General features: G+C 68.6%; 26 protein-coding genes and 2 tRNA genes. 3 read left to right on the top strand and 25 right to left on the bottom strand.

Annotated features, from left to right (window positions below):
- Nucleotides 1–104: 104 nt before the first annotated feature.
- Genes ACZYX4_RS11760 through ACZYX4_RS11735 form a run of 6 tightly spaced genes read right to left on the bottom strand, consistent with a single transcriptional unit; the run spans nucleotide 105 to nucleotide 5409 of the window.
- The gene (locus ACZYX4_RS11760; protein ID WP_463876025.1) at nucleotides 105–911 is read right to left on the bottom strand and encodes a hypothetical protein; all 807 of its coding nucleotides are present in this window, start codon (nucleotides 909–911) and stop codon (nucleotides 105–107) included.
- The gene (locus tag ACZYX4_RS11755; protein ID WP_463876023.1) at nucleotides 908–1993 is read right to left on the bottom strand and encodes a vWA domain-containing protein; all 1086 of its coding nucleotides are present in this window, start codon (nucleotides 1991–1993) and stop codon (nucleotides 908–910) included. The genes ACZYX4_RS11760 and ACZYX4_RS11755 overlap by 4 nt, the downstream gene beginning before the upstream one ends.
- Nucleotides 1990–2982, bottom strand: coding sequence for a vWA domain-containing protein (locus ACZYX4_RS11750; protein WP_463876172.1), 993 nt, complete (start codon nucleotides 2980–2982; stop codon nucleotides 1990–1992). Before ACZYX4_RS11750 ends, ACZYX4_RS11755 begins: the two co-directional genes overlap by 4 nt.
- Nucleotides 2982–3491 (bottom strand): hypothetical protein, encoded by a 510-nt coding sequence (locus tag ACZYX4_RS11745; RefSeq protein ID WP_463876021.1) that lies wholly within the window; start codon nucleotides 3489–3491, stop codon nucleotides 2982–2984. Before ACZYX4_RS11745 ends, ACZYX4_RS11750 begins: the two co-directional genes overlap by 1 nt.
- Before the next feature lie 20 nt (nucleotides 3492–3511).
- Nucleotides 3512–4411 carry a DUF58 domain-containing protein gene (locus ACZYX4_RS11740; RefSeq protein WP_463876019.1) on the bottom strand — a complete coding sequence of 300 codons (900 nt, stop codon included), beginning with the start codon at nucleotides 4409–4411 and terminating at the stop codon, nucleotides 3512–3514.
- 2 nt (nucleotides 4412–4413) lie between these two features.
- Nucleotides 4414–5409, bottom strand: a complete 996-nt coding sequence (locus tag ACZYX4_RS11735; protein WP_463876170.1) for an AAA family ATPase — start codon at nucleotides 5407–5409, stop codon at nucleotides 4414–4416.
- A gap of 151 nt (nucleotides 5410–5560) precedes the next feature.
- On the opposite strand from ACZYX4_RS11735, the gene ACZYX4_RS11730 reads away from it, so the two are divergent.
- Nucleotides 5561–5758, top strand: a complete 198-nt coding sequence (locus tag ACZYX4_RS11730) for a hypothetical protein (protein WP_463876017.1) — start codon at nucleotides 5561–5563, stop codon at nucleotides 5756–5758.
- Nucleotides 5759–5794: 36 nt separating this feature from the next.
- Here the strand turns inward: ACZYX4_RS11730 and ACZYX4_RS11725 are convergent, their stop codons facing one another.
- From ACZYX4_RS11725 to ACZYX4_RS11705, 5 genes are all read right to left on the bottom strand, one after another.
- The gene (locus ACZYX4_RS11725; RefSeq protein WP_463876016.1) at nucleotides 5795–7048 is read right to left on the bottom strand and encodes an ROK family transcriptional regulator; all 1254 of its coding nucleotides are present in this window, start codon (nucleotides 7046–7048) and stop codon (nucleotides 5795–5797) included.
- 83 nt (nucleotides 7049–7131) lie between these two features.
- Nucleotides 7132–8331 (bottom strand): class I SAM-dependent methyltransferase, encoded by a 1200-nt coding sequence (locus ACZYX4_RS11720; RefSeq protein WP_463876014.1) that lies wholly within the window; start codon nucleotides 8329–8331, stop codon nucleotides 7132–7134.
- Between the two features lie 83 nt (nucleotides 8332–8414).
- A complete protein-coding gene (locus ACZYX4_RS11715) occupies nucleotides 8415–8663 on the bottom strand; it encodes a hypothetical protein (protein WP_463876012.1) in 249 nt (82 codons plus the stop codon).
- Complete coding sequence (locus tag ACZYX4_RS11710; RefSeq protein WP_463876010.1) at nucleotides 8663–10024, bottom strand: DUF2254 domain-containing protein; 1362 nt, start codon at nucleotides 10022–10024, stop codon at nucleotides 8663–8665. Before ACZYX4_RS11710 ends, ACZYX4_RS11715 begins: the two co-directional genes overlap by 1 nt.
- A gap of 6 nt (nucleotides 10025–10030) precedes the next feature.
- Nucleotides 10031–10384 (bottom strand): zinc ribbon domain-containing protein YjdM, encoded by a 354-nt coding sequence (locus tag ACZYX4_RS11705; RefSeq protein ID WP_463876008.1) that lies wholly within the window; start codon nucleotides 10382–10384, stop codon nucleotides 10031–10033.
- An 86-nt stretch (nucleotides 10385–10470) separates the two neighbouring features.
- Here ACZYX4_RS11705 and ACZYX4_RS11700 point away from each other — a divergent pair, with 86 nt between their 5' ends.
- Nucleotides 10471–10974 carry a DoxX family protein gene (locus tag ACZYX4_RS11700; protein ID WP_463876006.1) on the top strand — a complete coding sequence of 168 codons (504 nt, stop codon included), beginning with the start codon at nucleotides 10471–10473 and terminating at the stop codon, nucleotides 10972–10974.
- A gap of 81 nt (nucleotides 10975–11055) precedes the next feature.
- On the opposite strand, the gene ACZYX4_RS11695 is transcribed toward ACZYX4_RS11700, so the two are convergent.
- The 13 genes from ACZYX4_RS11695 to ACZYX4_RS11635 all read right to left on the bottom strand — a co-directional run bounded on the left by ACZYX4_RS11695 (nucleotide 11056) and on the right by ACZYX4_RS11635 (nucleotide 23240).
- A tRNA-Ala gene (locus tag ACZYX4_RS11695) sits at nucleotides 11056–11128 on the bottom strand.
- Nucleotides 11129–11341: 213 nt separating this feature from the next.
- Nucleotides 11342–11414 (bottom strand) — tRNA-Ala (locus ACZYX4_RS11690).
- 140 nt (nucleotides 11415–11554) lie between these two features.
- Complete coding sequence (rsfS, locus tag ACZYX4_RS11685) at nucleotides 11555–11956, bottom strand: ribosome silencing factor (RefSeq protein ID WP_463876004.1); 402 nt, start codon at nucleotides 11954–11956, stop codon at nucleotides 11555–11557.
- A gap of 156 nt (nucleotides 11957–12112) precedes the next feature.
- Complete coding sequence (locus tag ACZYX4_RS11680) at nucleotides 12113–13321, bottom strand: hypothetical protein (RefSeq protein ID WP_463876002.1); 1209 nt, start codon at nucleotides 13319–13321, stop codon at nucleotides 12113–12115.
- Nucleotides 13322–13328: 7 nt separating this feature from the next.
- Nucleotides 13329–13988, bottom strand: a complete 660-nt coding sequence (nadD, locus tag ACZYX4_RS11675) for a nicotinate-nucleotide adenylyltransferase (RefSeq protein WP_463876168.1) — start codon at nucleotides 13986–13988, stop codon at nucleotides 13329–13331.
- A 40-nt stretch (nucleotides 13989–14028) separates the two neighbouring features.
- Nucleotides 14029–14268 (bottom strand): hypothetical protein, encoded by a 240-nt coding sequence (locus ACZYX4_RS11670; RefSeq protein ID WP_463876000.1) that lies wholly within the window; start codon nucleotides 14266–14268, stop codon nucleotides 14029–14031.
- Between the two features lie 80 nt (nucleotides 14269–14348).
- Complete coding sequence (locus tag ACZYX4_RS11665; RefSeq protein WP_463875999.1) at nucleotides 14349–15743, bottom strand: glutamate-5-semialdehyde dehydrogenase; 1395 nt, start codon at nucleotides 15741–15743, stop codon at nucleotides 14349–14351.
- A gap of 26 nt (nucleotides 15744–15769) precedes the next feature.
- The gene (proB, locus tag ACZYX4_RS11660) at nucleotides 15770–16978 is read right to left on the bottom strand and encodes a glutamate 5-kinase (protein ID WP_463875997.1); all 1209 of its coding nucleotides are present in this window, start codon (nucleotides 16976–16978) and stop codon (nucleotides 15770–15772) included.
- The gene (obgE, locus tag ACZYX4_RS11655) at nucleotides 16968–18557 is read right to left on the bottom strand and encodes a GTPase ObgE (protein WP_463875995.1); all 1590 of its coding nucleotides are present in this window, start codon (nucleotides 18555–18557) and stop codon (nucleotides 16968–16970) included. Before obgE ends, proB begins: the two co-directional genes overlap by 11 nt.
- 117 nt (nucleotides 18558–18674) lie before the next feature.
- Nucleotides 18675–18938: a 50S ribosomal protein L27 gene (gene rpmA / locus ACZYX4_RS11650; RefSeq protein ID WP_069952019.1), complete on the bottom strand. Its 264-nt coding sequence runs from the start codon at nucleotides 18936–18938 to the stop codon at nucleotides 18675–18677.
- 61 nt (nucleotides 18939–18999) lie between these two features.
- Nucleotides 19000–19308 (bottom strand): 50S ribosomal protein L21, encoded by a 309-nt coding sequence (gene rplU, locus ACZYX4_RS11645; RefSeq protein ID WP_282380108.1) that lies wholly within the window; start codon nucleotides 19306–19308, stop codon nucleotides 19000–19002.
- 354 nt (nucleotides 19309–19662) lie between these two features.
- Nucleotides 19663–19818, bottom strand: coding sequence for a hypothetical protein (locus tag ACZYX4_RS11640; protein WP_463875993.1), 156 nt, complete (start codon nucleotides 19816–19818; stop codon nucleotides 19663–19665).
- A gap of 185 nt (nucleotides 19819–20003) precedes the next feature.
- On the bottom strand, nucleotides 20004–23240 hold the full coding sequence (locus tag ACZYX4_RS11635; RefSeq protein ID WP_463875991.1) for an Rne/Rng family ribonuclease: 3237 nt from the start codon (nucleotides 23238–23240) through the stop codon (nucleotides 20004–20006).
- 474 nt (nucleotides 23241–23714) lie between these two features.
- On the opposite strand from ACZYX4_RS11635, the gene ACZYX4_RS11630 reads away from it, so the two are divergent.
- Nucleotides 23715–24386 carry a vitamin K epoxide reductase family protein gene (locus ACZYX4_RS11630; RefSeq protein ID WP_463875989.1) on the top strand — a complete coding sequence of 224 codons (672 nt, stop codon included), beginning with the start codon at nucleotides 23715–23717 and terminating at the stop codon, nucleotides 24384–24386.
- Nucleotides 24387–24532: 146 nt separating this feature from the next.
- On the opposite strand, the gene ndk is transcribed toward ACZYX4_RS11630, so the two are convergent.
- Nucleotides 24533–24952 carry a nucleoside-diphosphate kinase gene (gene ndk / locus ACZYX4_RS11625; RefSeq protein ID WP_463875988.1) on the bottom strand — a complete coding sequence of 140 codons (420 nt, stop codon included), beginning with the start codon at nucleotides 24950–24952 and terminating at the stop codon, nucleotides 24533–24535.
- Between the last annotated feature and the right edge of the window lie 23 nt (nucleotides 24953–24975).

Raw genomic sequence — 24975 nt, 5'->3', positions numbered from 1 at the left:
AGGACTCTACGGCCGGTCCGGCAGGCGGTTCAAGTCGCCCCCGAATTAAGACGCAGCTTTACGGCATATTTCGTTCCTGCACAGAATATTCTTCGCCTGCCTGGTCACCAGGGCTTGTCCGTGAGCGGTCCGGTGCTGGTCCCGTTGAGATACTCCTCCCGCTGCAGGCCACGGTTGCGCTCCTGCTGGGCCGACTGTCCGGCCTCCCGGAGCTGCTCCAGCGGCGCGTCGGGTGTGTCCCCCGGCCCGTCGCCGTCCTCTTCCGGTCCGGGTTCCGGTCCGGGTTCCGTTCCGGGTTCCGTTCCGGGTTCGCCGGGTTCGCCGGTTTCCGGCTGGCCGCGCAGCCGCTCGATTTTTCCCTCCAGCCGCTGCCCGGCGGTCTCCAGGCTCTCCCCAGCAGCGATGTCAGCGCTGCCGGCACTGTCTGCACTGTCTGCACTGTCTGCACTGTCTGCGTTGAAGCAGCCGGCGGGCGCGGCCCTGACCACGGCGAGGGCCTCCTCCAGCAGACGGACGCCGTCGTCAGTGCCGTCGGTGCCGCCGCTGCCGCCGCTGCCGCCGCTGCCGGCGTCGCCCAGCCGTTCGATGCTGAGCGCCAGGTTGGCCCGTACCCGGCATTCGTCAGCCGGCGGGGCCGCGGCAAGGGCCGCCTCGAACGCGGTGCGTGCGCCGGCGAAGTCGCCGCGGAGCGCGAGGGCGTCCCCGGCCGCGAAGGGTGCTTTGTGCGGTTCGAGGACGTTCGCGATGCCCAGGACCGCGGCGGCCGATGCCACCGCCGGCGCGTCACCGCGGGCAAAGGCGGCGCTCGCCTGGCCGGAGAACCAGGCGGCGCTGAGCAGTTTCGCGGCGAGCAGCAGCGCCAGCAGCACCGGAAGAGCGGACCACAGCAGCAGCCGGCGCCGGACGCTCATGCGCCCGCCCCCCGGCCGGCGGACGGTGGTGTCCCCGGGGACGGGCGGCGGGCGGGCCGGAGTTCCCGGAGCTGGCCGGACACCAGCAGCGTTTCGCGCAACGCCAGCAGGAACGCGGCGAAGGCCGGCACCCAGTACAGTTCGGTCCTGCCGTCGAGGGCAACACCTGTGCGCACCAGGGTGCCGGGCGTGGCCTGCTGGAGCATCGGGGCCGCCGCATCCCCGGCCGAGCGGTGCACATAGGGCACGGCGAGCTGGCCTGCGACCTCGCGCAGGCGGTCCTCGTCGAGGCGGGAGAGGGCGTCGGCACCGGCGGCCGGGTCCTGGATGTACGTCTCCGCCGGCCGGGTGGGGTCTCCGCTGTTTTCCTTCATCCGGCCGCCGTCCCGCGTGCCGTAGCCGAGGACGGCGCCGCCGTTCACGAGGGACCCGTCAATCCCGAGGGCCTGGGGTGCGGTGGCGCTGGTCTGTTCGCCGTCACCGAAGTAGAACACCAGCCGGGGCCGTTCCGGGTGGCCGTCCCGGGCGGTGGCGAGGCGTTCGGCCAGGACTGCCCGGGCCGCGGTGATGCTGCTGCCCCGCGAGTAGTCGGTCACCTCGGGCCCCAGCACGGCAACCGCGGTGTCCAGCGCGGACGTGTCGGCGGTCAGGGGCATCCGCACGGCGGCGCTGGAATCGAAGCTGATGAGCGAGTAGCGGGCGCCGCCGAGTGCCCGGGCGATGGCCCGGATGTCTTCCCGGACGCCGTCGAGCCGGGGCACCCCGGCTGTCTGTCCCCCGGCGGCCTGTCCCCCGGCTGGGGTGTGGTCCTCGGCGGCGATGCTGCTGCTCGTGTCCACCACAAAAAACACGTTCAGGTCCGTGGCGGCGCCCTGGACGGTGCCGCCCGGGAGTCCGGGCCGGCAGGCGGCGAGGAGCAGGAGCAGCACCAGGCCGCCGCGGAAGAGCCAGCCTCGGAACAATGGGTCCCCGGCCGTCGCGTGCTGCCGCCGGGAGCGGAACAGGACCCAGCCGAGGCCCAGGACGATGGCGGCGGCCAGCGGGCCCATGACCCACCAGGACACTATGGGGTTAAGCGTCATCGCCGGGGCCTCCACGATGCTCCGGCGAGGACCAGTCCCGCCAGCAGGGCCACGGCCAGCGGCACCTCGGCACGGTCGGAGACGACGGCCCGGGGTGCGCCCTGGAACGCCGCGGCCTGGGTGGCCTCGATCCCGGCGACGATGCCGGGAACCGCGTCCGGGCTGTCGAGGGCGAAGTACGCGCCGCCGCTGCCCTCCGCCACGCTGCGCAGCCGGGCGCCGGGCTGGTCCGCGCCGGCGTCCGGGCCGAAGTCATAGTCGCCGGGGTTCAGGGCGAAGATCCGGACCTCCCGTTCCTGGGCCAGGGCCCCGGCTTCGGCGAGGGTGACCAGAGGTGTGCCGGACAGGAAATTGTCCGTGGCCAGGATGACCGAACGGGCGCGGCGTCCGGGTTTCTCCCCTTCGGGCGCCGCGGGGAAACTCTGGAGGCAGGACGCCAGGCCGTCGCCGATCAGCGAGGAACCCGCGCCGTTCCACGTCCCGTCGAGGAAGCTGCCGCTGCCGGCCCCGTCGAAGGCGCTCTTCGCCTGCTTCAGCTGGTCCTGGACATAGTCGTAGTCATCGGTCAGCGGGAATACCTGCACGGCGCTGCTGTCGAAGATGGTGAGGCCGATGCGCTCGCCGTCGAACTGCCGGGCGAGCGAGTCGAAGACGTCCACCACGGCGGCGTCGGCGCTGTTCATGGACCCGGAGGCGTCCAGGCACAGGATGATGTCGCGCTGGTGTTGCTCGGGCCGGAGGGTGCTGCGTTCGGCCGGGCGGGCGGCGGCCACGACGGCGGCCACCATCAGCACGGTCCCGGCAGCGGCGAGGAGCCGCAGCCGGTTCCGGTGCGTGCGCAGGGCCGCCTGGTACTCCGGCAGCGCGGTGAGGCGCTCGCTGTGGGCGATCGGACGGCGCCGGGCAGCGCGGGCCCGGTGGCGCCGGCGCCCGAGGAACCAGGCCGCTGGGACGGCCACGGCGGCGGCCGGAAGGATCCACCAGAACATCAGTTCCACGAGCTGACCACCTCCCGCGCGGCCCGCGCCGCGTCCGGAACGCCCGACGCCGGTCCTGCGGCGAATGCCGCCGGGTACAGTGCTGCGATGGCGTCGGCCGCGGCCGGGACGCCGGGCGCCTCCGGGCCCGCCGCCCGGAGCTCGGCCAGGGTCATCCGCGTCGCGTCCACCCCTGAGGCGTCGCGGACGAAGCTGCGGATCAGCAGGCTCAGCTCCTGGTGCGAGGAACGCCCGGAGCGGGTGCCCGCCGCGGCCTCACGGTCCACGGCGTCGATCCGCTGCAGGTAGTCCCGCCGGAGCCGGGCCACATCCGGCACGGCAGCGGCGGGAGGCGCCGGGGTCCGGGCGGCCTGCTGCGCCGCGGGCCGTCGTCGGGTGCTGAGGAGAATGAAGGCATACCAGGCCGCGATGAGGACCAGCAGGCCCAGGGCCGCCCACGGGAACCAGTCGCTGTACTCCAGCGGCCCGAAGAAGTCACCCTTCATGGAGTCACCGCTCATGGAGTCACCGTCCACAGCGGTCACCGACCCCGCCGGTGCCGGGCCAGGAGGGTGAAGACGGCGGGGATCACGTCGGGGCTGCTGCCGGCGTCGGCTTCGGCGATCCCCAGCCGGCGCAGCGTCGACTGCCGGGCAGCGTCCCGTTCGTCCCGGGCACGCGCGTACGCCCGGGAGATGGCGGCGGATTCCGCCAGCCCGCCGGGCAGCAGACCGGACCGGGTTCCCGCCGGCGTACCGGCGACGTCGTAGGCGTCGGAGCCGGTGCCGGTGCCGAGGAGGTCGGCGTCCCGGACCGTCAGCCACAGGATCTCGTGCTGGGCGCGCAGCCGCCGCAGCAGCCGTTCCGTCTCCGCTTCCGGCAGGAGTTCGTCGGCCACCACTAGGAGCAGCATCCGCTGGGAGAAGTTCCGGACCACGTAGTCCAGCTGGGTTTCGAGCCGGCTCGGCGCGGACTCGAGCGAGGTGGTGTCATGGACTTCGCGGAGCAGCCGTTCCAGGTGCGCCTCGCCGGCCTTGCCCGCGAACGCGCGGGAACCGCCGGAGTCGCCGCAGACCAGCCCGACGGCGTCGCCGTGGCGGTGGGCGAGGTAGCCCACGACCCCCAGGGCCAGCACGGCGATGTCCTTCTTCGGCTCACCGTCCCGTGACTCGGCGGCCATGTTGCGCCCGGTGTCAGTAACCAGCAGCAGCGTCTGACGGCGGACCGCGAGGTAGCGCCGGACCAGCGGGGAACCATGCCGGGCGGTAGCCTTCCAGTCAATGTCGCGGACCTCGTCGCCGGGAACGTAGGCGCGGAGGTCATCGAAGTCGAGGCTGCGGCCGTGCGAGACGGAGCCGTACTGGCCCTCGAGCATGCCCCGGGCCTTGCGGTGCGCGAAGATCGACAGCTTCGACTTCACGCGCTGGAGGTGGCTCGCCATCTTCAGGGTGTCTGGACGGCGGCGACGATGGCGTCGATCACAGTCTCCACCGGCACCTGCTCGGCGACGGCCTCGAAGCCGAGGATGAGCCGGTGGCGCAGCACGCGGTGGGCGAGCGATTTCACGTCCTCGGGGATCACGTGGTCCCGGCCGTCCAGCAGTGCCACCGCCCGGGCCGCCTGGCTGAAGGCGATGCTGGCGCGGGGGCTGGCGCCGAACTCGATGAAGCCGGCCAGCCGCGCGTCGATGTACTCGGCGGCGTTGCGGGTGACGAAAGCCAGGCCCACGATGTAGCGGACGATCGCCGGGTCGATGTAGACCCGGCGGACGATCCCCTGCAGGTCGGTGACGGCGTCGAGCGAGGCAGCGGCGGCAGGTTTCTGCTCCGGAGTGAACACTCCGGCGTCGATCCGGCGGATGATCTCCGCTTCTTCGGCCGGGGTGGGGTAGTCCAGCACGTCCTTGAGCATAAAGCGGTCCATCTGGGCCTCGGGCAGCAGGTAGGTGCCTTCCTGCTCGATCGGGTTCTGCGTGGCCAGCACCAGGAAGGGGGCCGGCAGCGGGTGCACCACTCCCCCGATGGAGGTCTGGCGTTCCTGCATGGCCTCAAGCATGGCACTCTGGGTTTTCGCGCTCGAGCGGTTGATCTCATCCAGGAGGACGATGTTGGCGTGAACCGGGCCAAGCTGCGTCACGAAGGTGCCCCTGGCGGCGTCGTACAACTGGGTCCCGACGATGTCGCTCGGGAGCAGGTCCGGGGTGCACTGGATCCGGCGGAAGTCCGCGCTGATGGCCTCCGCCACGGTCTGCGCGGCGGTGGTCTTCGCCAGCCCGGGGACGCTTTCCAGCAGGATGTGGCCGCCGGTCATCAGCCCGATCAGGAGGGACTCGCGGAGCCTGGCCTGGCCCACCACCTTGGCGTCGAAGTTGCGGGAGATGGCCGCCAGGGTCTCCTGCGCGCGGGCCAGGTCCGCCGGTTCTATCCGCGCGGCGGCCATAGTCTGAAGCACTCGAAATCCCCCTGGTAGCTGGTCTGCCGCGGTGGCCTGCCTCAGCGGCAGCCAACGGCCATCCTACCCAAGCACGGGCCGTGAACCCCGGGAATGGGGAGCACTCCCCATCGTGCCCTCGCAGGACTATCCTGTTGCCATGATCCAGCTTCCAGCCAGCTACCAGGAGTATCTCGCCGGCAAGAGCGAGAGTTTCATCAACACCGTCCGGCCCATACTGATGCAGTCCGCGGCCGACAAGTCGCACGGTGTCCGGGTTGTGGTGCACCCTCATGACCACCAGGCGCACCTGGACGATTCCATCCCGTTCGGCACCGTCGTCGAGGACATCGACTGACGCCTGGGCCCCGGGACCGGTCCGCCGGCCGGCTCTCTAGCCCTCCAGCAGGAGGCGCTGCGAGCGGGGTGCCAGCGTGCGCTCCAGCACGAGGCAGGCGGCGCCGATCGCACCGACGTCCTCGCCGACACCGGTGCCGACCACCTCGATCTCATGGATCTTCCGGGTGGCGCTGCTTTCCCGGACGAGCTCCGGGATCCGTTCGAGATACCACTGCGACAGGCAGGTCCAGAACGGTCCGCCGAAGACCACACGGTCCACGTCCAAGGCGTTGGTGATGGTCGAGACGGCACGGGCAACAAGAACGGCAGAGTGGTCGATGATCTCCTCCGCCCTCGGGTCGCCGTCGGAGGCGGCGGCACACAGCGCGGCGAAGCTTTCCTGGATGGCAGGACCCGTCACTGCTTCGAGGGTGCCGTCCAGGACCCCTGCTTCGACGGCCCGGGCCACCAGCACCTGGGGAATGCAGGAGGACTTGACGCAGCCGCGCATGCCGCAGTCGCAGGGTGCGCCCTCCGGATCAACGATAATATGCCCGATCTCCCCGGCGTTGCCCGACGTGCCGCGCACCACCTCGTCATTGAGCACGATCCCGCAGCCGATTCCGGTGCCCATGTATATAAAGACGAAGCTGCCGGCCCCGCTGGGACCGCCCGCCCAGGTCTCCGCCACGGCGGCACTGGTGACGTCCTTGTCCACGATGGTGGACAGTCCGGTGGCCGCGGCCAGGGCGTCGCGGAGCGGCACGCGGTCCCAGCCCAGCAGGAGCGGCGGGTCGACGACGGCGCCCTCCTCGAGGTCGATCGGTCCGGGCGCGGCGATCCCGAGGCCGGCGATCCGGGCCGGGTCCACGCCGGAATCCGAGATGAGCTGCTTGATTTCCGCGGCGATGGTGCCGATGACGGCACCGGGGTCGCCGGCTCCCGGGGTCTTGATCCGGGACTGCTTGACCACGGCTCCGACCAGGTCCAGCACCACGAACGTTGTCACGGCCGGATCCAGGTGGACGCCCACGGCGTACATTCCGGAGGACTTGAGCCGGAGCATGGTCCGCGGCTTGCCCGGTCCGGTGCCTTCCTTGCCGGCCTCATAGATCAGGTCCTGATCCAGCAGCCGGCGGGAGATATTGGAAATCGTCTGCGGGGACAGCCCGACGATCCGGGCCAGCTCCACCCGGCTGAGGCCGGCCGGGGACCGCCGGATGGCATCGAGGATTACCGTGAGGTTGAAATCCCCCATGCGGGGTAAATTGGTTCCGCGCCGCGGCGAGGGCTGGCGGATCTCAGTCACTGATACCCCTAAACGTCTTTGACTACGCACTGCTTCTCTCAGAATCGTACGTTACCCCTCTGTGACCGCCCACGCGCCCCGCTTCACACTTCGGAGGATTTCCGGATGCTGGCGGTCACCGTGAATTTCGGGTTTCGGCCGACCTCGCGGGTGGGGCCGATCAGCCGCTGCAGCGCGGGCTGGTAGTGCAGGTGGCTGTTGAAGACCGTCCAGAGTTCCCCGCCCGGCGCGAGGACCCGCCCGGCCGCCTCGATCAGTTTGAGGCCGGCCCCGGCATGGACCGCGGCTCCGACGTGGAAGGGCGGGTTGAGCAGGATCAAATCGGCGCTGGCTTCCGGCAGCGAGGCCATGGCATCGTCCTGAAGGACGGTGATTTGAGCCGCGAGGCCGTTGGCGTCTGCCGTCGCCCTGGCGGAGTCGACGGCGGACGCGGACTGGTCGGTGGCCGTGACCCGGGAACCGGGGTTGCCGCGGGCGTACATGGCGGCGAGGATCCCGGTGCCGCAGCCCAGATCGATCGCATGCCGTGCCGGCGGCATCTGGGGCAGGAAATCCAGCAGGAACCGGGTGCCGATGTCCAGCCCGGTGCCGGCAAACACGGCCCCGCGGGCGCACACGGTCAAGCCCAGCTCGGCGTTGACCTCGGCGACCGGGAACGGCGGGGCCCCGGTGGCGGGCCTGGGGCCGCGGGCCAGCAGGATCCGGGATTTTTGCCGGGCACGCTGGGGCTGGACCTCGCTGAAGTGGCGCTCCAGCACCGTGTTCATGCCCAGGCTCATGTGCTTGAGCCTGCCGCCGGCCAGCAGCACGACGTCGGACGCTGCGTGGTGGGCGATGGCGTCGGCAATTTCCTCCAGCTCCGCCAGGGACTTGGGCAGCTGCAGGAGCACCACGTTGGCCCCGGCCAGGAGCCCGGCTCCCAGCGGCAACTGTTTGAAGCCGCCGGCTACGCCGAGCTTCCCGGCGTTGTTGCGGAGGGCATGCTCACCGGTGATGAGGTCCTGGTGCACCCGGACCGGCACGGACCAGCCGGCGGAGCCAGCAGGTACGGCGGCGCCGGGGCGGGCGGCGTAAAGAGCCAGGGCCCCGAGGGTCAGGGCCCCGTAGCGGTCCCCCACAACGGCAAGCCTGCTGCCGGGTTGCAGGACCCCGGCAGCCAGCAGGTCCGCGGCGGTGTCCAGCAGGAGCCTGTCCGTAGCGTCCCAGGCCTGCAGGTTGGCCGCTTCCACATCCGGGAACCTGCCCAGCTCTGAGAAGAGGGAATCAAGAGTGTTGTCCGCCACGCGCGAGCTGCCGCCTTCTTCTGAGTCAGTGTTCGGACCTTGAAATGAGGGCCCCTGCAAACTTATCCTGATCCCCGCCGCTTTCAGCGCGGACGCCGGGCGCCAGCCACCATCCATCCGATGACGGCGCCGGGCAGAGTGAGGCCCGGAACAAGATTCCACGACAGACCCTGCAGCTCCCGGACCCATCCGGGGCTGGCTTCCAGCACAGGGGTGATCAACAGGTAGGCGGCGGATGCCAGCACGAAACCTGCGGTTCCCCCGCCGAGCGCTCCCCACAGCCTCCGGCGGTATTCCCGCCTGCCCGGCGCCGGGGACGGTGACCCGTTCATCACCCTCCCGGGGTTGCCTTGTGTGTAGAGCCGGAAAGTCCGGTGGAACCCACAGCAGCTGCCAGGTCCAGCAGATGCTGCCTTTCAGCCGGTGAGTATTTTCCAGCGCTGATATCCGCGCGCATCCGTCCCCGGTGCTCCAGGATTTCCCTCCGGTATTGGCCATTCCGGTCGCACCAGGAGATCTCCTGCAGGAGTCTCAGGAGCCGCGCGGCGACGTCGGGGTCCGCTGCACCATATAGCCTGGGCTGGTTCATGGCCAGATCCAGAAAGTCCTTGAACGTGGGCAGAGCGAGGACCACCCTTACCTGCCCCTCGTCATCCGTGAGGTGCTCGGGGCCTGGGTTTCTCTCCGCCAGCCGGCACAGGAGCGCCGAGAGGTGCCCGATGATGTGCACTGCCGTGGTGGGGTCGTTGATGCCGGGAGAAAGTGCCCGTGCGGCGACGTCGACCAGCTGGCGGAAACCGAATCCGACGTCCTGGACGTTGGTGCGTTCAAACCCGGTGGCGACGGCGGCGTTGACGCTGGTCCTAAGCTCTTCCCGGACGGCAGGTGGGAAGGTCGCCCCGGCCGTGACCGGCCATGCGGTCGCAAAGGGTACGCCTTTGACCAGGGAACTGCCCGGATCACGGTCCAGCCGGATGACTCCCCCCGCGTCGGCGGCAGCCTGCACGAGCGATGCTTTGTCCACTGACGTCAGGAATCCGGAGTGGGCGGACTCGATAAGGATTGCCGCCTGACCAGGTCCCGGTTCCGGTTCTGATCCCCGGCCCGGGCGGTCCTGGGGGAAGATGCGGTCCATGGTGTCCTGCGTTTCGACGTGGACTCGCCGCATCATGGTCTCCACGCGGATTTCCCGGGTGAGGTGTGCCAGGAAGAGCACCAGGCCGATGACGCTGGCAATGGCCAGCACGAAAGCTATGGTGACGGAGATTTCAGGGACAAACGCCTCGTTCCCGGTGCCTTCATCGCGGACGCTTCGAAGGACGGTCAGGGAGAAAGCGAACGCGGCCAGGAACAGGGCCAGCGTGACGTGGACGAACCGGTCCGAGGTGAAGGTCCGCAGCAACCGTGGCGAGAACTGGCTGCTGGCCAGTTGCAGCGTGACCACCGTCAGGGAGAACGTCAGGGACGTAACCGTGATGAGGGAGCCGGCGATGGCCTGCAGGACTGCTCTGGCCGCTTCGGGCCCCCCGCTGAAGAGGAGACCGCCAGTGCCCCCAGACAACTGGCCTTCCACAGCAGCGTCCAACGCGGGGAACATCGTCCCCAGGGCAACGGCCAGGGCGACTGCCGCCGTCGGGAGAGGCCACAACTGTGTGCGGAGCGCATCTTTCCATCGTGCGGCACGACCGTTCATCGCCGGTCAGATCTTCTTGACCACGGTGGATTTGAGCTGCACGGGGCCTACGCCGTCCACCTTGCAGTCGATGTCGTGGTCACCGACGCCGTTCACGAGCCGGATTCCGCGGACCTTGGTGCCGACCTTGATTACGGTGGAACTTCCCTTGATCTTGAGGTCCTTGATGACCGTGACGGTGTCCCCGTCCGCGAGGATGTTCCCGACGGCGTCCTTGATCGGTTTGGCGGCCTGGTCCTCTGACTCCGGATCCGCGGCTGGCGACCATTCGTGCGCGCATTCAGGGCAGACCAGGAGCGCCCCCATCTCATACGTGTATTTGCTGGAGCATTCGGGGCACGGGGGCGGGGTCTCGTTCACGTGCCCAACTTTAGTCGAACGGGCGGGCCGGGGTGCCGGTCAGGGCGGATTGCTAAGCTGGTTTCCCCGAGTGAAGGTGGCGCCGCATGGCCGACAGCCCAGTTCAGTCCCACGGTCCGGTTCCCCCGGACCGTCCGGTGCCGCCCCGCTCCCCGGATTCCCGGCTGCGCGCGGGGTTGCGGACTGCCGGCAGGCTGCTGCTGGGCGGGTTCCTGGTCCTGGCCGGTGTCAGCCACCTGGGTTGGAGCCGTGAGGCGTTCTACGCCCAGGTACCGCCCTGGCTGCCGCTGGACGCGGACTTCGTGGTGGTCGCTTCCGGGCTGGTGGAAATCGGCCTGGGGCTGGGCCTCTGGCTGCTCAGGCGGTGGCGGGTGGCCCTTGGCTGGACGGTGGCGGCCTTCTTCGTCGCGGTCTTCCCGGGCAACATCTCCCAGTTCGCCACGGGAACCGATTCGTTCGGACTCAATTCGGACCTGAGCCGCGGGATCCGCCTGCTGTTCCAGCCGCTCCTGGTGCTGTGGGCCCTGTGGTCCACAGGCGCCTGGCGGGCCTGGCGGGAGAGCCGGAAGACCGGCAAGGCAACCCGCTGAAAGCGCGGCCGGGCCCGCCACTCACGTGCGAGCCACCCGCAAAACAAAGGAGGCCCTGCTCAATGAGCAGGACCTCTTCGGTGGAGCTGAGGGGACTCGAACCCCTGACCCCCTGCATGCCATGCAGGTGCGCTACCAGCTGCGCCACAGCCCCGAATTTGCCTGGTAGGACTTTCCTGCGAAGGACCGTCTTCCCTGAAGCAACCTGTTTATCTTAAACCACAATTACGGTTCGCGCGAATCGACACGCCGCCGGCGCCGGCAGTCCCGGGAAACTCCCGAAGGGCCGCCATTGCCCAGGCACAACGGCCATGCCGGCGGATAAAAAAAATCCGCCGGAATCTTTCGATTCCGGCGGATGATCCGGTGGAGCTGAGGGGACTCGAACCCCTGACCCCCTGCATGCCATGCAGGTGCGCTACCAGCTGCGCCACAGCCCCGAATTTTCGTTGCTCCGGCCCCGTCAGCAAATGCTTTAGGTTCCGGCTTTTTGGTCCGGATCTCTCCGAAGCAACTCAAATATCTTAGAACAGCCCTTCGGAAAATTCCAAATCGGGCATATTCCGTTGGGTTCCCGCCGCTACTCCGTTTCGGAGGCTGCCGCGGTCTTGGCGGAGGCGTCGTCCCCAAGCTGCAGGTCCACGACGGGGCAGTCCTTCCAGAGACGCTCCAGGGCGTAGAACACCCGGTCTTCCTCGTGCTGGACGTGGATGACGATGTCGCCGTAGTCCAGCAGGACCCAGCGGCCACCGGAGCGTCCTTCGCGGCGGATCGGCTTGAGCTCGAACTTGGAGAGTTCGTCTTCGATGCCGTCCACGATGGCGTTGACCTGGCGCTCGGACGGTGCGGAGGCAATCAGGAAAATGTCGGCCAGGGCCAGCCGTTCGCTGACGTCCATCGCCATAATGTCCTCGGCGAGTTTCTCCGCGGCAGCTCGGGCTGCGTGGCGGGCTGTGGCGATGGCTGATTCTGTTGCAGTCACGGGACTCCTTTTTGGGAAAATCTTGTTGGGAAAAGCTTGTTGGGAAAAGCTTGTTGGGAAAAGCTTGTTGTGAAAAAGCTGGGTGGGTGAAAAGCGTGTAGCGGAAATGCGGGGAATGGCCGCCAGCCGAAACGGCTGGGCCAGGAACGAAGGTGGCTAGCCGGAGAGGCCAGTAATGATCAGCGTGACGCCGCCGATCAGCGCAATCAGGCCAAGGGCCAGCACCGCGAGCTGCACGAGGCGGAGGCGCCGCGCCCTGCCGAGGCCGGCCGTCTCCGCATCGAGGGGCTCAAGCCCGTAGGCGGAATTCGCTGCGACGGGGGGCCGCCCGTGGAAATCATCGTCAGGCTGTTGTGCGGCCAGGATCCCGGCCGCGGGGCGTTTGCCGGACTTCCCGGGCTGCTCAACCCGGGGACCTGCAGTGGTGATGACTGGCACATGGGACGTGGGCGGGCGCTTCAGGACGGGCCAATCCACGCCGGGCACCTGGACGAACTCCAGGGGGGTGACCATGGCCAGGTTGTTGGCAGTGGCCGGGTCATTGCGCACAGGTTCGGGCTTGCTGTTCTGCTCGGCCGGCTTCTGCCCGGCCGGCTTCTGCCCGGCGGCGGTCCGGCGGTTCAGCAGGGCTGCCCGCCCGGCCAGGGCGGTCTGCTCCGCCAGCACGCCAGGATCGACGGCGTCCGGGTCGGTGGCGTTGATGTGGTCCATCTTGGCCAGCTGGTTTTGAGCCTGCTGGGCCAGCAGTTCACGCGCGGCGAGGGCCTGTTCCACGGTCATGCCCTTGGGTCCCTGACCGGTCTGGCCGGCGGTGCCGTCGTCGGCCGCCTGCCCGGCGGGTTTGGGGCCGCCAGCGGCCTCCTGCCCGACGGGTTTGGGGCCGTCGGCGGCGACGGTTTGGTCGGCAGAAGTTGCCGTGGCAGTTTCGGCCGCCAGCTGCGACAGCCGGAGCTGGCGCCGGGTGGGCGGCCCGCCACCGGAGAGATCGCTTTCCTTTTCGGCGAGTTCCAGGATGGAACGCAAGGTGGCGCGGTCCCGGGCCCGGACCTGAGAGGACCGCCCGGCGCCGGCCGCGGTGCGTACCGAGTCCACGGGGCCGGGATTCCGGCGGCGGCCGGTGACTTCGGCCTCGGTGGGCTCGCCGGGGTCCACAACGCCAGTGGCTACAACGCCGGCAGGCTCCGGGGTGGCAGGATTGTTCGAGGCAGGACTATTTGAGGCAGCGTTATTTGAGGCAGCGTTATTTGAGGCAGCGGGAACCGCGCCGGAACCTGGGGTACCGGCGTCCTGGTCCGCATCCAGGCGTTCGGCTCTGGCCTGCCGCAGTTGGCGGCGGCTGCGGATTGGTGGCTGTTCCTGACTCATTGCAAACTCATTCGATGCTGGCGGGTTGGGCTATCTCGGTGCTTCGGTCATAGCGGGCGGCGCCACTGCCGGCCGGGGTGTCCCCGGAGTCCGGGTCGCCGCCGTACAGTCCGTATTTGGCGATGTACTGGACCACGCCGTCGGGGACGAGGTACCACACGGGGTTCCCCGCCGCGACCCTGGCCCGGCAGTCCGTCGAGGAGATCGCCATGGCGGGAACCTCGAGCAGGCTGACGTCCTTGCGGCCCATTCCGTCCAGGACATGGCCTGGCCGGGTGACCCCGACAAAGTGTGCCAGGGACCAGAGTTCGTCGATGTCCTTCCAGGACAGAATCTGGGCCAGGGCATCGGCACCGGTAATGAAGAAGAGGTCCGCGTCCGGACGCAGGGTGTGCAGGTCCCGAAGCGTGTCGATCGTATAGGTGGGCCCGGGCCGGTCCACGTCCACCCGGCTGACCGTGAAGCTGGGGTTCGACGCCGTGGCGATGACGGTCATGAGGTAGCGGTGCTCCGCCTCACTGACCTTCTTGCTCATCTTCTGCCAGGGCTGGCCCGTGGGCACGAAGACCACTTCATCCAAGTCGAACTTGGCCGCGACCTCACTGGCCGCGACAAGGTGCCCGTGGTGGATGGGATCGAACGTGCCACCCATCACACCCAGGCGCAGGCGGCGCTTGGCGCCGCGCTGCTTCCCGGTGGCGGAAATACTAGTGCCCTTGGCTGTGATCGTGCTTGTTCGGGTGCTGGCGGTGCGGATCCGCGTGCTCCTCGACGGCTTCGTGGCGCTTGCCCAGGTTGGAGTAGGACAGCGTGACGAACAGCATGACCATGAGCAAAGCGAACATGACAGCGCCAACGACGAGCGGCGGAGCGATGATCGGCGCGAGTTCCCCGTGGCCTGATTCGCCAGCGGCGGTGACGAATGTGGCGATGTGCTGCAACAGCATGTTCTCCCCTAGTGAGTTCAAGATTTGACGACGGCGGGTATCCCCGGCGTTGCGGACTTCTGTTCCATGTTACAGCGTTGCTAGGCCCTGATCTGGCCCTCGCCCTGGACGATCCACTTGGTGGTGGTCAGTTCCGTCAGTCCCATCGGTCCGCGGGCGTGCAGCTTCTGGGTGGAAATGCCGACCTCGGCGCCCAGTCCCAATTCGCCGCCGTCAGTGAAGCGGGTGGAGGCGTTCACGATCACGGCGGCCGAATCCACCTCCGCGATGAAACGTTCGGCGTTGCCGAGGTCATTGGTCAGGATGGCTTCGGTGTGGCCGGTGGACCAGGTGCGGATGTGCTTGACGGCGTCGTCGAGGCTGTCCACCATCGCCACGGCGAGGTCCAGGTCCATGTATTCGGTGGCCCAGTCCTCCGTCGTGGCGGGGACCGAGTCGACCGTGGCCGGCAGGGCGGCGCGGATCCGTTCGTCGGCGTGCAGGGTGACGCCGGCCGCCCGCAGTGCCGCGGCGACGGCGGGCAGCACCGTCGACGCCGAGTGGACCAGCAGGGTTTCCACGGTGTTGCAGACGCTGGGCCGCTGGGTCTTGGCGTTCAGCAGGATCTCCACGGCCATCTCCTCGTTCGCGGAGGCGTCCAGGAAGATGTGCACGTTGCCTTCGCCGGTCTCGATCACGGGAACCTTGGCGTTGGCGACGACGGACTGGATCAGTTCCCGACCGCCGCGGGGAATCAGGACGTCGACGCGGCCGCGGGCGCGCATCAGGACGTTGGCGCCTTCGCGGCCAAACTGGTCGACGCTCTGCACAGCGTCGGCGGGCAGGCCCACCGACTCGAGGGCGTCCCGGAGCACGGTGACGAGGGCGGCGTTGGTGGCGGCAGCGGCGGTCCCGCCGCGCAGGATGACGGCGTTGCCGCTCTTCAGGCCCAGCCCGGCGATGTCCACGGTGACGTTCGGGCGTGCCTCGTAGATGGCGGCGACGACGCCCAGGGGCACGTTGACCTGGCGCAGCCGGAGCCCGTTGGGCAGGGTCTGGCCGCGGACCACATTGCCGACCGGATCGGGCAGGGTGGCGAGGTTCTCCAGCGCCGCGGCGAGGCCCTGGACGCGGGCGCCGGTGAGGGTGAGCCGGTCCAGCAGTGCCGCGGACGTGCCGTTGGCCTGGCCGGCGGCGACATCCTTGGTGTTGGCAGCGAGGATCCGGGCCTGCTGATCCAGCAGCGCGGCCGCGATGGCGCGGAGCCCACGGTCCTTCCAGGCCCGGTTGGCGCGTGCCATCCTGCGCGAGGCCTGGCGCGAACGGTCGGCGATGGCGTGGACTGCTGCCTCGACGCCGGCGGCGCCGCCGGTTTCCGGAACGGTGTCCGGGCCGGCTTTATGGTTGCCTTCGGCCGGTCCGTCCGCGGGGAGCAGCCCTTCGGCGAACAGCTTTTCGGCGAGCACGGCGGAGCGGGGTGTCAGGGCCTCAGTCATGCTTCCAGTTTAGGCGAGCGGGAGGCTCACACCAGCACCAGATCGTCAACATGAACAACTACCCGGTCGTAACCTCGGCCGAGTGCTTTGCCGAGTTCCTTCGTGGAGCGTCCCAGCATCTGCGGAAGCTCGGCCGCGCCGTAGTTGACCAGGCCGTGGGCGATCACGGTGCCGTGCGCCGAGACCATGGCCACGGCGTCGCCTGCTTCGAAGTGTCCGTGCACGGCGGAGATGCCAGCCGGCAGCAGCGAGGTGTGGCGGTCCCGCACGGCGTGGACTGCGCCGTCGTCGAGCACCAGGGTGCCCTCCACAGAGGCGAGGTGCGCCAGCCAGAGCAGGCGGACCGGTTTGCGGGAGCCGTTGACAGAGAACCAGGTCCCCACGTCCTTGCCCGCCAGCGCGGCGGCGGCGTTGCCGGTGGAGGTGACGAGGGCGGGGATGCCCGAGCCGGCGGCGATGGTGGCGGCTTCCACTTTGGTCACCATTCCCCCGGTGCCTGTTCCTGCCTTGCCGGTGCGTCCGATGGTCACACCGTCGAGGTCCTGCGGGCCGGTGACGTGCGGGATCCGCTTGGCGCCGTGCGCGGGAGGACCGTCGTAGAGGGAATCGACGTCGGAGAGCAGCACGAGGGCGTCCGCGCGGACCAGGTGGGCGACGAGGGCCGCGAGCCGGTCGTTGTCGCCGAAGCGGATCTCGTGGGTGGCGACGGTGTCGTTTTCGTTGACTACGGGCACAACGCCGAGGTTGAGCAGCCGGTCCAGGGCGCGCAGGGCGTTGGTGTGCTGGCTGCGGCGCATGAAGTCTTCGGCCGTGAGGAGCACCTGGCTGACGGTGACGCCATGGGCGCCGAAAGCGTGTGTATAGCGGGCCATCAGCAGTCCCTGGCCCACGCTGGCGGCCGCCTGCTGGGTGGCGAGGTCGCGGGGGCGCTTCGCCAGACCGAGCGGGGCGAGCCCCGCGGCGATCGCGCCGGAGGACACCAGAATGATCTCCGTGCCGGCGTTGCGCCTGTGGGCGAGGGCGTCGGCGAGCTCGGTCAGGGCCTCTTCCGAGATGCCGCCCTTGATCGAGGTCAGCGAGGACGATCCGACCTTCACCACGATCCGGCGGGCCCCGGACAGCACGGAGCGGTCGGGGGCCGGCGTGGGAGTCGCCGTGTCCGCCGCCGGGTCCGTCGCCCGGCGGCGATCCGGGGAGAGCGCCCCGCCGGGTACAGTGACGGCTTTACTCGTCATCTGTTGCGTCCAGTCCACTCTCCTTGACCGGCTTGTCGGCGCGGCGTCCGCTGACGGATTCGGTCCAGATCCCGGCCTTGCGCTCGGCTTCGAGTTCGGCGCGGGCCGCAGCCTTGGCCTCGCGGCGTTCGACCTGTTCATCGCGCTTCTGTCCGCGGGTGGGGCGGTCGCCGATGTCGGCGAAGCGCACGTCGGTGCCGCGCGGGGCGGCCAGCAGTTCGGCGCCGGCCATCATGGTCGGCTCCCAGTCGAAGACGACGCCGTCGTCCTCGCCGATGACGACCGTGTCGCCCGGTTTGGCGCCCTGCTTGAAGAGCTCGTTTTCGACGCCGAGCTTGGCCAGGCGGTCGGCGAGGTAGCCAATGGCTTCCTCGTTGGTGAAGTCGGTCTGCTTGACCCAGCGCACGGGCTTGTCGCCCAGGACGCGGAACAGCGGTTCGAGGTTCTTCTCTTCGCGGCGGATCTTGAAGCCGGATTCGTTGACCGCACGCGGCTTGAGGACGGGGGCGTGTACCTTCGGCGGGGCGGCGGCGAGGGCGTCGCGGGCTGCCTGGACGATTTCGCCCATGGCGAAGCCAAGCTGGCGGAGGCCCTCGTGGCTGGTCGCGGAGATTTCGAAGACCTTGTAGCCGCGGGATTCCAGTTCCGGACGGACGAACTCGGCCATGTCCCTGCCGTCGGGCAGGTCCACCTTGTTCAGTGCGACCAGGCGGGGGCGGTGGTTCAGCGGCACAACCTCGCCGTCGGCTCCGCTGTAGCTCATGTCGACCGCGTACTTCTCCAGCTCGGCTTCGATGATGGCAAGGTCCGAGAGCGGGTCACGGTCCGATTCGAGCGTGCCGCAGTCAAGGACGTGCACCAGGGCGGCGCAGCGCTCGACGTGGCGCAGGAAGTAGTGGCCGAGTCCCTTGCCCTCGCTGGCGCCTTCGATCAGGCCCGGGACGTCGGCGATGGTGAAGCGCACGTCGCCGGCCTGGACCACGCCGAGGTTCGGGATCAGGGTGGTGAACGGGTAGTCGGCGATCTTGGGCCGCGCGGCCGACATGGCCGCGATCAGGCTGGACTTGCCGGCGGAGGGGAAGCCGACCAGGGCGATGTCGGCGATGGACTTCAGTTCCAGGACGACGTCGCTGGATTCGCCTTCGATGCCGAGCAGCGCGAAGCCGGGGGCGCGGCGCTTCTGCGAGGAGAGCGAGGCGTTGCCCAGGCCGCCGATGCCGCCGGCCGCCGCGATGTATTCGGCGCCTTCGCTCACGAGGTCTGCGAGGACTTCCCCGGTCTTGGATTTGACCACGGTGCCCACGGGGACCGGAAGGATCAGGGTTTCGCCGTGTTTGCCGGCGCGCCAGTCGCCCATGCCGGGGCCGCCGTTGGTGGCGTGGCGGTGCGGGGCGTGGTGGAAGTCAAGCAGGGTGGTGGTCTGCGGGTCGACGCGCAGGATAACGTCGCCGCCGTTGCCGCCGTTGCCGCCGTCGGGACCACCGAGCGGCTTGAACTTCTCGCGGTGGACGGAGACACAACCGTGGCCGCCGGTACCGCCGGATACGTGCAGTACTACCCGGTCTACAAAGCTAGCCACGTGGATCTCCTCAGTGCTGTTCCCCGGGTGCCCGAAGACTCCCAAGATGATTGTAATGCGGTTAAAACACCGGTGGAGCGGACCTAATGGCCCGCCCCACCGACTTAAGACTTGTTGCTACTCTGCAGCTGCTGCAGCCACAATGTTCACAACGCGACGACCACGGCGGGTGCCGAACTCGACAGCACCGGGGGCCAGGGCGAACAGGGTGTCGTCGCCGCCGCGGCCAACGCCGGCGCCCGGGTGGAAGTGGGTGCCACGCTGGCGGACGATGATCTCGCCTGCAGAAACTACCTGGCCGCCGAAGCGCTTGACGCCGAGGTACTGGGCGTTCGAGTCACGACCGTTGCGAGTGGAACTCGCGCCTTTTTTATGTGCCATTTGAAAATGCCTGCCTTAAAATTCTGGGGAATCTGCTGAAAACCTGAACAGTAACGACTAGTTACTTGATACCGGTGATCTTGACCTTGGTCAATTCCTGACGGTGACCCTGGCGCTTCTTGTAACCGGTCTTGTTCTTGAACTTCTGGATGACGATCTTGGGACCGCGAAGGTCCTCAAGGATCTCAGCCGTAACCTTTACCTTGGCCAGGTCCGTTGCTGCAGACGTGACCTTGTCACCGTCTACCAGGAGCAGTGCGGGCAACTCAAAGGTGCTGCCGGCTCCACCGGGGACGCGGTTCAGGGTAACGAAGTCTCCAACGGAAACCTTCTCTTGCCGGCCGCCTGCGCGGACAATCGCGTACACCACTGGGGAACTCACTTCTCTCGACGTTTATTACTAGATTTGCGTGCGGAACCTGGTTCCAAAGTTTTTGGTCCGGCTCACGCTGTGCCTCTACGCCGGTGGGTTCCCCGGGGGGACCCATGAGCTATCCCGTGGACAATCGCACTCAAAATCAAGTGGAGCGTCCTCAAGGTCATAACCCAAGTGTTGGCGTAAGCACCGAAGATCTAGACTACGCTAATTTTGCCTTCGGCCGCAAATGAGGCTGGTTCCGAAGGGAGGTACGTGGTAGGCGCCACTCTGTATGGACAGGGTGTTGCCGCGACGACTTCCGGAACCGTGCCCACTTATCGTACAGGCTCCGCCCGGTTCCCCGGGTCAGGCGTGCAGACGCGGCGCGTCGGAGACATCGACCTCGTGCCGGAAGGACTGCCGGAAGGACTGCCGGAAGGCCAGGGTCATGGCCAGCCGGCTGCCGGCTGCCCGCGCCGGGGACAGCGAGCAGCCGGTCATGTGGCTGCTGCGGGTTGGCACCCGCTCCCCCGGCACCACGACGGCGTCCCGGGCCGGCAGCCCTCCGGTGTCCGCGGCGTCCGGGACCCCGTGTCAGGGACCCAGCCCGGCCGCATCCCTTAACGAAACCGCGGGCACGGTCCGGACCCGGTCGTATGGCTACGCCGTCCGGACCGCACCCGCGGCCGTGCTGAACTGTTCCGGTGTTAGAGCTCCGAAGCCGGAACCCCGACACCGAGGATGATCGGCTCGCTCGCGGCAGGCTTGGCCGGCGGCGCTGCAGCTGCCGGAACCTTCGCCTCATGCACCGAAACGGCGGCGGCCTGCCGGGTTTCCTGGCGCTGTTCCACCGAGGTCTCGTTGGCTGCACCCTGGGCGCGGCTGGCGCTGCGGTTGCGGCGTCCGCGGCGGGTCCGCGAGGTGCCGGGCTCGGCTTCCGCCTCGGTCTGGGAACCCGGCGCCTGGGCGCGGCCCGGTCCGGTTCCGCCCGTGCGCGCCGGAGCGGCCGTTGCGGTCCGGCCCGCCGGAGCCTTCGATACCGGCGCATTCACTGTCGTGGCAGCCGGTTCCTGCACAGCCTGTTCCTTCGCGGCCGGAGCCGTGGCTGCCGGTGCTGCCTCGGCATCACCCAGGTGGGCGAAGGCCTCGGTCAGGAGGTCCATGGTCAGCGCGGGTGCACTTGCCTCGTCGGCGTGTTCCACGAACGGCAGGGTAACCTGCTCGCCGCCGAACGTCAGTACGGCGGCGGGACGTCCGGCAGCTTCCTCCGTCGCGGCCAGCTCGGCTGCTGCCTCAAGGGCGGCCCGGCGGGTCCCGGCGTCGGACGCGGTGGCTGCCTCCCCGCCATGGAGGTGGGCGGCATGCGCCGCAGCCGCGATGTTCGCCAGCGCGGCCCGGGTGGCCTCGGCCTTTGCGTTGCGCTCGGCCTCGGTGGGCTCGGCCTGGACTGCTGCCGGGGCGGACTGCTCGTCCGCGCCCTGGCCGCCCCTGCCACGGCGGCGGCTCTTGCGTTCCGTCCGGGCGGCGGGCTGGTGCTCGGTCCGCGGAACGTGGTGCTCGGCCGCCACGACGTTGGCGCGGCGGTGCTCCACCGGATCGTCGTGGGTAACGATGCCACGGCCGGCGCAGGTTTCACACTGCTCGCCGAAGACTTCCAGCAGCCCGGTGCCCATCCGCTTGCGCGTCATCTGCACGAGGCCCAGCGAGGTCACCTCGGCGACCTGGTGCTTGGTCCGGTCCCGGCCCAGGCATTCCACCATGCGGCGCAACACGAGGTCACGGTTCGATTCGAGCACCATGTCGATGAAGTCGATCACGATGATGCCGCCGATGTCGCGGAGCCGGAGCTGCCGGATGACTTCCTCGGCTGCTTCCAGGTTGTTCTTGGTGACGGTTTCCTCAAGGTTGCCGCCGCTGCCGGTGAACTTGCCGGTGTTGACGTCCACCACGGTCATGGCTTCGGTGCGGTCGATCACGAGGGAGCCGCCGGAGGGCAGGAAGACCTTGCGGTCCAGGGCCTTGCTGATCTGCTCGTCGATGCGCCACGCGGCGAAGATGTCCGTGTCCTTGGTCCACTTCTCCAGCCGGCCCACGAGGTCCGGCGCCACGTAGGTGACGTAGGCCTCGATGGTGTCCCAGGCTTCCTCGCCGGAGACGATCAGCTTGGAGAAGTCCTCGTTGAAGACGTCACGGACCACCTTGATGGTCAGGTCGGGTTCGCCGTAGAGCAGCTCGGGGGCGAGGATCTTGGTCGAGGTCGACTGGCCTTCGATCCCTTCCCACTGGGCGCGGAGGCGGTTGATGTCGTGCGTGAGCTCTTCCTCGGATGCACCCTCGGCGGCGGTGCGGACGATCACGCCCGCATCTTCCGGCAGCCGGTCCTTGAGGATCCGCTTCAGGCGGTTGCGTTCGACGTCGGGCAGCTTGCGGGAGATTCCGGTCATGGAGCCGCCGGGAACGTACACGAGGTAGCGGCCGGGAAGCGAGATCTGGCTCGTCAGGCGGGCGCCCTTGTGCCCGACCGGGTCCTTGGTGACCTGGACCAGCACGGAGTCACCGGACTTCAGCGCGTTCTCGATCCGGCGCTGCTTGCCCTCGAGGTTGACGGATTCCCAGTTGACTTCACCGGCGTAGAGCACGGCGTTGCGGCCGCGTCCGATGTCGACGAAGGCGGCCTCCATGGACGGCAGCACATTCTGGACCTTGCCCAGGTAGACGTTGCCGATCAGGGAATCCTGCTGGGTCTTCGACACGAAGTGCTCGGCCAGGACGCCGTCCTCGAGGACGCCGATCTGGATTCTGTCGTCGCGCTGGCGGACGATCATCTGGCGGTCGACCGATTCGCGCCGGGCCAGGAACTCGGCCTCGGTGATGACGGTGCGGCGGCGGCCGGTGTCGCGGGATTCGCGGCGGCGCTGCTTCTTCGCTTCAAGCCGGGTGGAGCCCTTAAGCGACGTGACGCGGTTATTGACGGGCGCCTCGGCGGCCGCACGGGGTGCACGGACGCGGGTCACAGTGTTGGGCGGATCGTTGTCGTCCCCGCCAGTCAGCTCCAGGTCCTCGTCGCCACGGCGGCGGCGGCGGCGGCGGCGGGAGGTCACGCCTTCTTCCAGCTGGTCCTCGGAGCCCTCCTCTGCTTCTTCTCCGGCGTCTTCGGATTCGTTTTCCGCACCGGGCTCGCTGTCGGATCCGCGGCTGCTGCGTCCACGGCGTCCGCGGCTGCGGCGGCGGCGGCGGCTTCCGGCGTCCTCGCCTTCACCTTCCTCGCCCTCTTCCTCATCGGCTTCCGCCACTGCGGCTGCCGCCGGGGCCGGGCGCACGGCAGTGGCCAGGTCGGGGGCCTGGAAGATCATCGAGTGGACCACTCCCGGCTCAAGGAAAAGCGAAGAGCCGGCCGAGGGCGCCCCGGAGGGCGTTTCTGTTGCTGCCGGCTCGGGGACGGCGGCTGCTGTGGCTTCCGGCGTCACTGCGGAGTCTGCCGCAGCAGGGGTCTCAGCGGCCGGAGATTCGGAGACGGGGGCAGCGGCCTTGGCGCGGCTGGCGCGGCGCCGGACCGGCTTCTCCACTGGAACGTCAGCGGCGTCGGCGGTCTCGACTGCCGGGGCGGCGGCATCGGCCTCAGCAGTGAAGGCCGGGAGGGGTTCGGCCGGTTCGGCGACCTTGCGGGCGCGGGAGCGGCGGACGGGTGCTTTGGCCCTGGCTCCGGCTGCCGGAGCCCCGGCAGCGTCGGTCGCCTCGGCGGGAACTGCTGCGGGGGCCGCGTCTGCTGCGGCCTCGGAAGCGGCTGCCGTGTCCGCTGCCTCCGCGGGGGTTTCCTTCTTCGGAAGGGCTTTGCGGCGGGTCCGGACAGGACGCTTCGGCGGCGTTGCCACTGCTGCGGCTTCTGCTGGATCCCCGGCACCGTGGGCGTTGTCGTTGGCCGTTACAACCTGGTCATTATCCATATGTGGCGACACTCCTGCCCCCGACGTGCCGCCACATCCGGCACCCGTTGGGGCAAATATTTGTCAACACCCGCAGGCATTGACAGAAGTCAATTGGATACCCTCAGGTTCGCACCGGCAGTGGGGTGCGGCAGCCCTGGAGGGCCGGCGGAATTGTCCTGAAACCCGTTGATCTACACGTCACAACCAGGTGCCGTCCAATGGAATTGCGGGACAGCCGGGATCAGAGGATCCGTGGCTCCCTGCTCATCATTGACGGTCTTGGGAACAAAGTCGCCGGACCGGAATCCGGATGTGGATCGGGTTCCAGCCAGGATCATTGTCTCACAGGACCCGCGAAATCAGACGTAAGCGAGGCATCCGGCCCGCACCGTGGACCGAAACACTGGCGACGGCACGACGCTTCCCGGACTTCATCCAGCCTCCGGAGATAGAATCGGCCTAGAAGCACCCGACCCAAAGGACTTTCATTCCATGCCCACCATCTCCACTGCCACCGGCGAAGCAGCCGCGCAGCAGCAAGGCTCCAGCACGTCGGTAACGGACCAGCCGTTGCCTCCCATGACCCGAAACCGGCCATTGGCGTGGCTCCTGCTGATCACCGGCGTCGTGGGCTGGCTTGGCTCCGGGGCCCTGGTGCTGGAAAAACTCGCGGTCCTCAAGGATCCCAGCCACGTGACCGCGTGCGATGTGAACCCCTGGATCTCCTGCGGGCAGGTCATGCAGACCTGGCAGGGTTCGGTGTTCGGCTTCCCCAACATGTTCATTGGAATAGTGGCGTTCGCGGTCATCATCACCACGGCCATGGGCATGCTCGCCGGAGCCACGTTTGCCCGCTGGTACTGGCTGGGCCTGCAGGCCGGCGTGACCCTGGGCTTCGCGTTCGTGGTGTGGCTCTGGTCGCAGGCGCTGTACTCCATCCACATCCTGTGCCCGTTCTGCATGGTCGTCTGGGCTGCGATGATTCCCCTGTTCGTCTGGGTCACCGTCCGCAACGTGACCCACGGTGCCATCCGCCTGCCCGCCGGCGCCACCAGGCTCCTGGCCGACTCGGGCTGGATCATCACGGCGCTGCTCTACGTCGCCGTGATCGCCACGATCTTCTTCGCCTTCATCCAGGTCTTCATCGGGACATCGGGCTACTAGGGCACGCCCCGCACTCAACTCCCGCTCAACCACCGCTTAACCACGCCGAGGTGACAGTTAAGGCCCATGTTCGTGACGAACATGGGCCTTAACTGTCACCTCGGCGGGGAGGGTGGGTCCAGAAGCGGGCCGGGTGGGTCGGGACGTTAGTCCTGGAACCAGATTTTGATCTCGCGCTCCGCGGACTCCACGGAGTCCGAGCCGTGGACCAGGTTCTGCTGCACCTTCTGGCCCCAGTCGCGGCCGAAGTCGCCGCGGATGGTTCCGGGAGCGGCCGTCGTCGGGTCCGTGGTGCCGGCGAGCGAGCGGAAGCCCTCGACCACGCGGTGGCCCTCGAAGATCGCCGCGACGACCGGTCCGCTGAGCATGAACTCGACGAGCGGCTCGTAGAACGGCTTGCCCAGGTGCTCCCCGTAGTGCTGCTCCAGCAGTTCGCGGCTCGTGTCGACCTTCTTGAGCTCGGCCAGGGTGTAGCCCTTGGCCTCGATGCGGGCAATGATGCTGCCGGTCAGGTTGCGGCTGACGCCGTCGGGCTTGATCAGGACGAGGGTGCGCTCAGTGCTCACAGCTGCTCCAATGTGTTGGGGTA

The sequence above is a fragment of the Pseudarthrobacter leeuwenhoeki genome, from assembly GCF_055412885.1.
This window is presented reverse-complemented; position numbering and strand designations above follow the sequence as displayed.